Source organism: Caulobacter sp. P1_B12_2, assembly GCF_056406675.1.
In genome coordinates this window covers 1-2,931 of sequence record NZ_JBFTZS010000520.1, presented here as the reverse complement: position 1 = coordinate 2,931, position 2,931 = coordinate 1, and the positions used below count along the sequence as shown (strand labels likewise).

2 protein-coding genes, 2 tRNA genes and 1 pseudogene are annotated in these 2,931 nt (G+C 70.1%); 1 reads left to right on the top strand and 4 read right to left on the bottom strand.

The genetic code is table 11. The features are described 5' to 3' along the window. Positions 1-180: 180 nt before the first annotated feature. The 3 genes from AC1DZ6_RS22610 to AC1DZ6_RS22600 form a co-directional block, all read right to left on the bottom strand. Positions 181-879: a hypothetical protein gene (locus tag AC1DZ6_RS22610; RefSeq protein WP_477099359.1), complete on the bottom strand. Its 699-nt coding sequence runs from the start codon at positions 877-879 to the stop codon at positions 181-183. Between the two features lie 69 nt (positions 880-948). Next, positions 949-1,023, bottom strand: a tRNA-Gly gene (locus AC1DZ6_RS22605). A gap of 46 nt (positions 1,024-1,069) precedes the next feature. Then, a tRNA-Gly gene (locus AC1DZ6_RS22600) sits at positions 1,070-1,144 on the bottom strand. A gap of 377 nt (positions 1,145-1,521) precedes the next feature. Here AC1DZ6_RS22600 and AC1DZ6_RS22595 point away from each other — a divergent pair. After that, positions 1,522-2,382, top strand: a complete 861-nt coding sequence (locus tag AC1DZ6_RS22595) for an SDR family oxidoreductase (protein ID WP_477099360.1) — start codon at positions 1,522-1,524, stop codon at positions 2,380-2,382. Here the strand turns inward: AC1DZ6_RS22595 and AC1DZ6_RS22590 are convergent. After that, positions 2,379-2,931 (bottom strand): annotated as a pseudogene (locus AC1DZ6_RS22590) (alpha/beta hydrolase); the annotation flags it as partial. The gene AC1DZ6_RS22595 and the pseudogene AC1DZ6_RS22590 overlap by 4 nt on opposite strands.

The following is a 2,931-nucleotide window of genomic DNA, read 5'->3' as shown; positions in this document are numbered from 1 at the left end:
CATCAGCACATGGGCGAAAGTCTTGCCGCGCACGCACCAGCGCGTCCCGACCCAGGCGCTCTCCTCGACGACCTGCGGCAGGGCCAGGCAGATGCGGCGAAGGCGCTCGACGGTCTCGGACGGAACCGGCGGACGTTTGACGGCCATGGGCGAAACCCCTTCGCCGGCGCCGCGCCTGCCTTAGAACTTCGTCCGGCAGCCCTGCTTGGCGTGGACCCCGCGCAGGAAGCCGCGGCGAGCGTAGCCGGCGTCGAGGGCGGCGTTCAGGCGGCGGTCGGCGGGCGCCGCGCCGGTGACTTCGCGCACCAGGCCCCGGAACGGGATGATGGTGTTGACCAGGGTCTTGCCGCCGGCCTCGGCCAGCTTGCCGGCCCGGTTTTCCTTGACCTCGTTGCCGACCACGAAGTCGTCGCCCAGCACGACGTTGAGGTCGGTGACCTCGGAGGCCAGCTGCCTGCAGGTCTTCAGGCCCTTGAGGCTGTAGGGATCGTTCTGCGCCTTCACCAGGATCGGCGGGACCTGGCGCTTCATGATGCCGACGTCGCGCACGGGCTGGGTGCCGATGTCCACGGACTTCTTGCGGACCTCGGTCCAGCCGCCCTCGTTGGGCTCGGCGTTTTCCGGCGTCGTCGACGACGACGGCGGCGTCACCTGCTTCAGGGGTTTCGCCGGCGGCGCCTCGGCCGCGGGCTTGCGGGTCGGGTATTGAGGCTTGGCCTGGGCCGCCTGGGCCTGAACCGCTCCGGTCAGGGCCAACACCGTCGCCAGCGCCGCCATGCGGGCCGCCTGCGCTTGTCCAAGCTTGAAATAGGTCATCGTCAGCATCCCCAGTCCACCCGCTCCGAGCAGGTGATCGCCGGTCAGGAACGGCGGGCTCACGCAACGGGTTCCCGGTAGAGCTAACAGGAGCCCACCGGATGCGTCACTTCAAATTCTTGGGGGAGAAATTGGAGCGGGCGAAGAGATTCGAACTCTCGACCCCAACCTTGGCAAGGTTGTGCTCTACCACTGAGCTACGCCCGCATCCGGGATATTTCGGGTCTCGTTCCACCCCCGGAAGACCGGAGAATGGAGCGGGCGAAGAGATTCGAACTCTCGACCCCAACCTTGGCAAGGTTGTGCTCTACCACTGAGCTACGCCCGCATCGGCGGGGCTGAAAAAGCGCCCCGCGACGAGGAGGCGGCTTATGGCAGAGCGCCCTGCGGTTGGCAAGCGGTCTGACGCGGGTTCGGCCGCGTCATTGTGGACAACGCGAAAGTCCGTCCCCTGTGGCCAAGGCTGTCGGACACACCGCGAGCATGGATATCCGTCATCCCGGACCAGCGAGGCGCAGATCCCGGACCGCCGGAAGCGCGTGCGCTCAGGCGCCGTCCCGGATCTTCGCGTTGCGCGCCCGTCCTGGATGACTGCCGTGATTGGGCATGTGGGACGATTCGCCTCGCGCGAGAGCTGGGACTCCTCTTGCGCAAACCTCGGTTTCATATGCTCAATCGCCGCTTCTTTTCGGGGACTTGAGCGTCTTGCGTCTGTTCGTGTTCGGATTGGGTTATGTCGGCCGGGCTTTCGCCGAGGCGCTGACGGCCAGGGGCTGGAGCGTCGCCGGGACGGCGCGCGACGTCGAGCGCGCGGCGCGATTGCGCGCCCTTGGAATCGAGCCCGTCGATCCCGACGACCGCGCGGCGATGACCGCCGCCCTGACCGGCGTCAACGCCGTGCTGATCACCGCCCCGCCAAGCGCCGACGGCTGTCCCGGTCTGGAGGCCGTGATCCCCGCCCTGGCGGCGGCCCAGGCCTTTCCCGACTGGATCGGCTATCTGTCGACCACCGGCGTCTATGGCGATTTCGAGGGCCGCTGGGTGTTCGAGAGCTCGCCCCTGAAGGCCCAGTCGGTCGAGGGTGCGCGCCGCGTGGGAGCCGAGCGTGACTGGCGCCAGGTCGGACGCGGCATGGGCCTGACGGTGACCACCTTCCGCCTGCCCGGCATCTACGGCCCCGGCCGCAGCGCGCTGGACCGCCTGCGGGCCGGCGAAGGCCGCCGTCTCGTCAAGCCGGGCCAGGTGTTCAGCCGCATCCACCTGGAGGACATCGTCTCGGGCCTGCTGGCCTCGCTGGACCGGCCCCGCGCGGGCGGGATCTACAACCTCGTCGACGATGAACCGGCGCCGCCGCAGGACGTGATGGAGCACGCCGCCAGCCTGCTGGGCGTTCCGGTGCCGCCCGACCTGCCGTTCAACGAACTGGGCCTGTCGCCCGCCACCCGCCGCTTCTACGCCGAGAACAAGCGCGTCTCGAACGCCCTGGCCAAGGCTGAGCTGGGCTGGCGGCCGAAATATCCGACCTACCGGGAAGGCCTGGCGGCGATCCTGGCGGCGGGCCGCTAGTCCTCCTCCGGCCCGATCTCGGCCGCCGCCCAGGGCGCGGCCGAGACCTGCCCCGCCGCGCGCGCGCGGGCGGCGCGCGCCAGGCGCCGGGCCACCGGGTCGTCATCGACCGGCTCGGCCAAGACGCGCGCCTCGGCCACCGCCCCCATCAGCCGCTCCAGGTCCTGGGGCCGCGACAGCCGGTGGTCGCCGTCCTTGATCAGCGTGAAGACCACGTCGGTCGAGGTCAGGCCGTTGGCCAGCTCCAGGGCGTGGGTCCAGGGCACGTCGGGGTCGGCCCCGCCTTGCAGCACCCGCACGGGGACGTCGATCGGCACGGGACCCGACAGGATCGACCAGCGCGCCCCGTCCTCCAGCAGTTCGCGGGTGATCGCATAGCCGCCGTCGTCATACTCCGAAGGCCGGATCCAGCGGCCGTCGCGGGCGATCGCCGCCTTGGCCTCGGCCGACAGTTCCGGCTCCATCAGCTTCTCGGTGAAGTCGGGCGCGGGGGCGATCAGCACCATGGCCTTAACCCGGTCGGGCCGCGCCACGGCAGCCAGGCAGGCC